Origin of the sequence: Thermosynechococcus sp. OHK43 (assembly GCF_014466085.1) — a bacterium.
GTDB lineage: Bacteria > Cyanobacteriota > Cyanobacteriia > Thermosynechococcales > Thermosynechococcaceae > Thermosynechococcus.
The window spans coordinates 1-6,802 of sequence record NZ_JACOMP010000161.1 but is presented as its reverse complement, the minus strand read 5'-3'; the positions used below and the strand labels follow the sequence as shown (position 1 = coordinate 6,802).

The following is a 6,802-nucleotide window of genomic DNA, read 5'->3' as shown; positions in this document are numbered from 1 at the left end:
TGAAGCCCATCGGACGTAATCCCCAATTCCTGGGTCAAAATTTGCGGCACCATTGCCCTGGAATTGGGGATTACGTCCGATGGGCTTCAAGCAATCACCTCCATCCGTTAGGGAGTCCGGACATCTCAGCGCTTCTTGGGCAGTTGGAGTGCTTGCAATGTCCTGCCGTTCTCTTGAAATGGCTGTATCAGTGCCAACTAGCCTCGGCGATCGCTCGCTTCAGATGATTTTGCAGGGTTTTAGTGGGCAGGCCACTCTGGAGATGCTGCCACGGTAAGATAGTCTCCTCTGGCCAATTGGCAGTAACATAGGCTTCAAAATCAGGCAACTGTCCCTGCAGTTCCTTAAAAGCACGGCGATAACTGCCTAAGGAGGTGCCATAGTGGCGCACCTGCTCTAAAAGGGGAGCAAGCCGGCGATCGCCCCGCGAAATCAAGGCTTGAATCAACGAGTCATGATAGGATTCAGGGCGAAACTCAATCCCCAATTTGGCCAATTCTTTTTTCAAAAACTTGAGGCGTTTTTCGGCCACGGGTTGTACACCCCACCACTGAAAGGGGGTATGGGCTTTGGGAACAAAGGTACTACAGCCAAGGGTGAGCCGCAGTCGCGGGGCTGTTTTTTTCAATTGGCAAAAGAGCTCTACTGTGGCTGCGACATCGGCATCGGTTTCTGTGGGCAGCCCCACCATGCCATAAAACTTCAGCCCCTTGAGGCCACCGGCTTGGGCATGGCTGGCAGCAGCCAGAATCTCCGCCGTCTCAAGCTTTTTGTTGATCACTTGGCGCAGGCGCTCAGACCCCGTTTCGATGGCGATCGTCAGGGATTGACTGCCCCGTTGACTCAACAGGTGGGCCAGGGATTCGGTCACCGTATTGGTGCGCACCGAAGCTAAACTTACCCGCACATGATCAAATTGTGGCTGACCCAGATGCTCAATCAAGGCAGGAAATTCGGGATGTTGGGTAATCGAGGCGCCCAAAAGCCCTAGGCGATCAGTAACGGCTAGCCCCCGCTCAATGGCAGGAATCAGTGTGTCTAGGCTCGGTGTGCGAAAGGGCAAGGTCAAATAACTGGCCAAGCAAAAGCGACACAGCTCGGGGCAACTGCGCACCACCTCCACCATATAGATATTTTCCCAAGCGGCGAGGGGGGTGACCACCGTGGAAGCGGCAAGGGTATTACCGCGATGGACTTGTTTAGTGACTGTCGCCGGTACACTGGCCTTGATGGGTTCAATCCTTTGAATGGGACCGGTGGGATGGCTGTAGCTGACGTGGTACAGGCTAGGAACATAAATACCGGGCACTTGGGCCAGGGCTTCCAACTGTTGCGATCGCGCAGCGGTGCGCACCTGCGCCATTGCGGTCAGAAAGGGATCTAGGAGAGGTTCGGCGTCCCCCAACAAAATCACATCGAAAAAATCGGCAAAGGGTTCGGGATTTGCCGTCAGCACTGGGCCACCGCCAAAGACCAAGGGGTGGCGATCCTGGCGATGGCGCTGCCAAATGGGAATGCCCAACTGCTCCAAGAGCAGCAGTAAATTGCCGTAGTCTAACTCCCACGAGAAGGAAAAACCCACCAACTCTGGATCGCGAGGCAGTGGCTCCTGCACATCGGTAAAGAGGCGACTCACCGCCACATCGGCACGGCTGGCCAGTTGTGCCCACACCAGTTGATAGCCCAAGCTAGTAATGCCAACGCTGTAGGTATTGGGAAAGCCATAGATAACCCGCAGCGCCTCTGGCAGGGGGCGCGATCGCTCAAAGAGGAGGGTTTCAGCAGCCAAGGGGGAGTTCACCTAGGTTTCCGTTGACTTACGGCGGCTAGTTTTTGCGGTCTGGGCAACCGTCTTTTTACTGGTTCTTTTGGTTGTTGATTTGGGTTTGGGGGCAGTAGTTGTTGCGCTGCGGCGGGTTTTCTTTGGTGCTTTTTCCGCCAACAGGAGCAGGGCTTGCTCAAGGGTCATTGTCTCTGGTGTCACCCCCTCCGGCAGGGAGGCATTCACCTTACCGTGGTTGACATAGGGGCCATAGGGGCCGTCCAAGATCTGTACCGGTTCCCCATCCTCCGGGTGAGTCCCCAACACCGCGAGCACCTGTTTTTTGGCCCGAGCGCGACTCGATTTGGGTGTTGCCAGCAGCTCTAGGGCACGCTCTAGGGTAATCGTGTACACATCATCTTCCCCCTTGAGGGAACGATAGTCTTTTTCACCCTCGGGATCGTGGACAATGTAGGGGCCAAAGCGACCTTGATTGGCTTGAATGAGTTTACCGGTTTCAGGATGAACCCCCAATGTCCGCGGCAGCGACAACAGGGTAATTGCCAAGTCTAGGGTGACTTCATCGGGACTGACGCCCTTGGGTAGGGAAGCTCGTTTGGGTTTTGGATTGGCCTCTGTGGCTTCTCCCAACTGCACATAGGGACCAAAGCGCCCCGTCAGCAGAAAGATCGGTTCGCCGGTTTCAGGATGCAGGCCCAGCTTGTCGGGACCCTCTAGTTTTTGGCGAATTAATTGCTCCACCTGTTCACGGGTGAGGCTACCCGGGGTGGCGTCTTGGGGCAAGGAGGCCTTAATGGGTTCACTACCATTGCCATTTTGATAGACCACAAAAGGACCAAAGCGACCCACCACCACTTCAGCATTCAGTTCTGGCAGGGCGATCGCCCGCGCTTCAGTCGCCTCAATCGTCCGCTCCCGCTCTTTAACCTGCTGCTCAAGGCCATTTTCACCCAGATAGAAGGATTCAAGGTAGGGCTGCCACTCCACCTCCCCTGTGGAAATATCATCCAGGGTTTGCTCCATCCGCGCCGTGAAGTTAATATCCACCAAGTCGGGGAAGTATTTCTCTAGCAGCGCCGTCACCGCAAAGGCCGTAAAGGTGGGTTCCAGGGCATTGCCTCGCCGAATGGCATACTCGCGGTCTTGGATGGTACTGAGGATCGTGGCATAGGTGCTGGGACGACCAATGCCTGCTTGCTCGAGGGCTTTGACCAAGCTTGCTTCCGTGTAGCGCGGCGGCGGCTGGGTCTCGTGACCCACACTTTCCAGGGCGTGACAGCGGAGAATCTCTCCGACTTGCAGGGGGGGCAGGATCACCTCTTGGCTTTCGAGGGCGGCCTCGGGATCATCGGAACCTTCCACATAGGCCCGGAAAAATCCTGGAAAATCAATGCGTTTACCGTGGGCACGGAAGAGGGCATCCCCAGCCGTAATCGAGACCGTTAGCAGAGTGATATGGGCATCAGCCATCTGGGAGGCCACTGTGCGCTTCCAGATCAGTTCGTAGAGTTCCAGTTCCCGATCTTGAAGGCCGGTTTCTTGGGGAGTGCGAAACTGGCTACCTGCAGGGCGAATCGCTTCGTGGGCTTCTTGGGCCCCCTTGGTTTTGGTGGTGTATTGACGTGGCTGGGGCGACAAAAAGGCTTTGCCATACATGGCTTCCACACAACTGCGGGCGGCGGCGATCGCCTGATCCGACAGATGCACCGAGTCCGTACGCATATAGGTGATGTAGCCCTCTTCGTAGAGCTTTTGGGCAATGCGCATCGTATCCCGCGCCGAGAGGTGCAGTTTGCGGTTAGCCTCCTGTTGCAGGGTTGAGGTGGTAAAGGGGGGAGCCGGTTTGCGGGTTTGTTGGCGCTCCTCTTGTTCGGTAACCGTCCAGGTTTCCGTTAGCAGGCGATCGCGCAGAGCGTTGGCAGCCGCCTCATCCAAGAGCAAGACAGCATCAGGGTTACGTAGCTGTCCTGTAGTGGGATCAAAATCATGGCCCGTGGCCAAGCGTTGACCGCCAACACTCACCAAACGCGCTGGAAAAAGGGCTCCCCTTTGATCTAAGGTGGCCTTGAGATCCCAAAATTGCCCCTTACGGAAGGCCAACCGTTCTCGCTCCCGTTGAACCAATAGGCGCACTGCAACTGACTGCACCCGCCCCGCTGACAGATGGGGGGCAATTTTCCGCCACAGCAGGGGCGACAGGGTATAGCCCACCAAGCGATCGAGGATACGCCGCGTTTCTTGAGCACGCACCAGTTGTTGATTGACATCGCGGCAATTGCGTAGTGCTTCTTGGATTGCTTCCTCGGTAATTTCATGGAAGACCATCCGCCGCACCGGCACCTTTGGCTCCAACAGTTGCAGCAGGTGCCAACTAATGCTTTCTCCTTCGCGGTCTTCATCGGTCGCGAGCAGGAGTTCATCAGCGGTTTTGAGGGCAGTTTTTAATTCTTTGACAACTTTTTGTTTCTCTTTAGGAACAATGTAGAGGGGTTCAAAGCCAGCAGCGACATTCACCCCTAGGGTTGCCCACTCTTCCCCCCTGAATTCGGGGGGCACATCAGCAGCACTGCGGGGCAGATCACGGACATGACCCATTGAGGCTTCAACGCGATAGTCCGGCGGCAGAAATTTGCGAATGGTACGGGCTTTTGTTGGGGATTCAACGATGACAAGGGTGGACATAGCAGATGCTGCGGGATGGGTTTTTCGGCACTCTCAAGTTTAGCGACAAGTTGAGCAATCCATCATAGAATGGTGTTCTCCCACCGTATCATGGGAACCTAGGAGAAGCACTTCCTTTATTGATAACCCTAGCCTAACCAATGGGCGATGGGGAGAGTCTGTTTAGTCAGCATAACGGTTTTTAGGCAGCAGCGATGACTTAGGGGGGCCCGCTCCAGACATTGTGATCCAAACACGCCACCTAATAAAACCTAATAAACCTAATAAATATTTTGGCGATCGCCCCGTCCTTAAGGGCATTAACTTCACCGTTGCTAAGCCAGAGGGGGTCGCCCTCATGGGCCCCAGTGGCTCTGGCAAAAGTACCTTGCTCCGCTGCTTGAATGGGTTAGAGACCTACCAATCGGGACAGATTCTCATTCTCGGCCATTACCTGCCACCAGGGCTGAGGCCGCAGCAACTGCGGGTGATTTCTTGAGATGCCGGTATGGTCTTTCAGCGCTTTAACCTCTTTTCCCACAGGACGGTGTTGCAGAGCATGATTGAAGCATTGAAGCGCCGCTCCTTGGGCACAAACTCCCCCGCGGCCTGGCTATCGAAATGGCTGAAAGTTTATTGGCCAAAGTGGGATTGCTGGACAAACGGGATGCCTAGGCAAGCCAACTCTCTGGTGATCAAAAACAAGGGGGGGCGATCGCCCGCGCCTTGGCCAGGCAACCGGAGATTCTTCTCTTTGACGAATCCACGACGAATCCACCTTCGCCCTTGATCCAGAACTGATGGGGGATCTCCTAGCCGTGATGCGACAATTGGCCGAAGAGGCAATGACTATGGTGGTGGTCACCCAGGAAATGTCATTTGCCCGCGCAGTGTCCTGCCGCGTGGTCTTTCTCGCCGATGGCCAAACTATTGAGGAAGGATCGCCCCAAGAACTGTTTTATCGTCCGCAACAGGAGCGAGCCCGCCTCTTTCTAGAGCGTGTGCTAGTCAGGCCCTAGCCCTTGTAGGCTTTGATGCATTTTTCGACAAGGGGTTGCACCGCATCCACATCCTGCCAGCCAAGAATTTCAGTGACTTTCTTTTGCAGATTTTTGTACGTGCGGAAGAACTCGGCGATTTCTTCGAGACGGTGGGGAGCAATATCCTTGAGGGATTTCACCTCAGCATAGCGAGGATCACCAACAGGCACACAGAGAATTTTCTCGTCGCGATCGCCACTGTCAATCATCTCCAGCATGCCAATGGGACGGGCAGCAATCACACACCCCGGAAACGTTGGCTCATCCATCATCACCAACCCGTCGAGGGGATCACCATCCTCGGCTAAAGTATTGGGAATAAAGCCGTAATCATACGGGTAAACCACCGCCGAGTAGAGGACGCGATCGAGGGCAAAGACGTTCATTTCCTTGTCAAACTCATATTTATTGCGGCTACCGCCAGCAATTTCCACCAAAACATTGACAACGCCCGGCTTGGGTTGAGCAGGAATGCGGCTTAGGTCAATACTCATAGCAGGATGTCCAGAGCAACAAGTCTCCATTTAATCGAGATTGGGACATGGAAGCAAGCACCTAGCCTAAGGCCACTGACTTTTGCCAATGGCTCTCCAGGGGCAATGCTCAACAAAACAAAAACAAAACAAAATAGCCAAAAAATAGCGCCCGCCATCTAGGCGCTCAGGTGTACGGCGCGCTGCGAAAGCGCCAATACATCCACGCGAAGAGCAGCGAAGCAACGTCGGCTGCAACCCTTGTTAGCCTCCCGTTCTCGCCTCCTGGCCTTGCAGGAGCACATCGCGAATCTCGCCAGGTTGTCGTGCAACCGCCCAGCGCCAATGGCCAAAGCCGCCATGCGCGTTCACCGCCTGCACCCATTCATCCAGGTAACGACGTTTGGCTTTATCCTGCTCCGTATCCTGGCCCTTGGTTTCCAGAATCAGATGGTCCCCATTTGTGAGCCGCACAAGAAAATCGGGGCGGTACTTCCGCACGACACCGCGATGGAGGTAGCGCACCTCGAAGCCGAGATGGTCGTTCTTGACCCAGGCGGCCACCGCGTCACCTTCGTCGAGCGCGAAGGCATCGGACGCCTCCCAGGTGCTGTCGTACACGCAGACATTGATGTGTGACTTCCTGGTGCGCGCGCAGGGCTTCCCCGTGTACCAAGTACGCATCTCGCCCGTGGAGCGGATGGGATGATCGCGGTCGAAGACCGGCGTCAACCGCTCGGTGTTCTCCTGCCGCACTGCCGCGACGACATGCTGCACGACCCGGGACATGTCCAACGTGATGATCAGCCGGCGGCGCAATTGGTCCTGATAGAAGAGCGGCGGCG

At 55.6% G+C, this 6,802-nt stretch carries 3 protein-coding genes and 2 pseudogenes; 1 reads left to right on the top strand and 4 read right to left on the bottom strand.

The window, feature by feature from the left end; all coding sequences use genetic code 11:
- Positions 1–187: 187 nt before the first annotated feature.
- Positions 188–1,801: a radical SAM protein gene (locus tag H8Q75_RS06800; protein WP_024124915.1), complete on the bottom strand. Its 1,614-nt coding sequence runs from the start codon at positions 1,799–1,801 to the stop codon at positions 188–190.
- Positions 1,802–4,465, bottom strand: a complete 2,664-nt coding sequence (topA, locus tag H8Q75_RS06795) for a type I DNA topoisomerase (protein ID WP_024124916.1) — start codon at positions 4,463–4,465, stop codon at positions 1,802–1,804.
- 244 nt (positions 4,466–4,709) lie between these two features.
- On the opposite strand from topA, the pseudogene H8Q75_RS11975 reads away from it, so the two are divergent.
- Positions 4,710–5,463: pseudogene (locus H8Q75_RS11975) on the top strand (amino acid ABC transporter ATP-binding protein).
- On the opposite strand, the gene H8Q75_RS06780 reads toward H8Q75_RS11975, so the two are convergent.
- The gene (locus H8Q75_RS06780; protein WP_297040969.1) at positions 5,460–5,972 is read right to left on the bottom strand and encodes an inorganic diphosphatase; all 513 of its coding nucleotides are present in this window, start codon (positions 5,970–5,972) and stop codon (positions 5,460–5,462) included. The pseudogene H8Q75_RS11975 and the gene H8Q75_RS06780 overlap by 4 nt on opposite strands.
- Before the next feature lie 249 nt (positions 5,973–6,221).
- Positions 6,222–6,802, bottom strand: a pseudogene (locus tag H8Q75_RS06775) (type III restriction endonuclease subunit R); the annotation flags it as partial.

What these genes read in the sequence shown, in the direction of transcription:
- topA (WP_024124916.1), bottom strand. Translation starts at nt 4,465, where the DNA reads ATGTCCACCCTTGTCATCGTTGAATCCCCAACAAAAGCCCGTACCATT.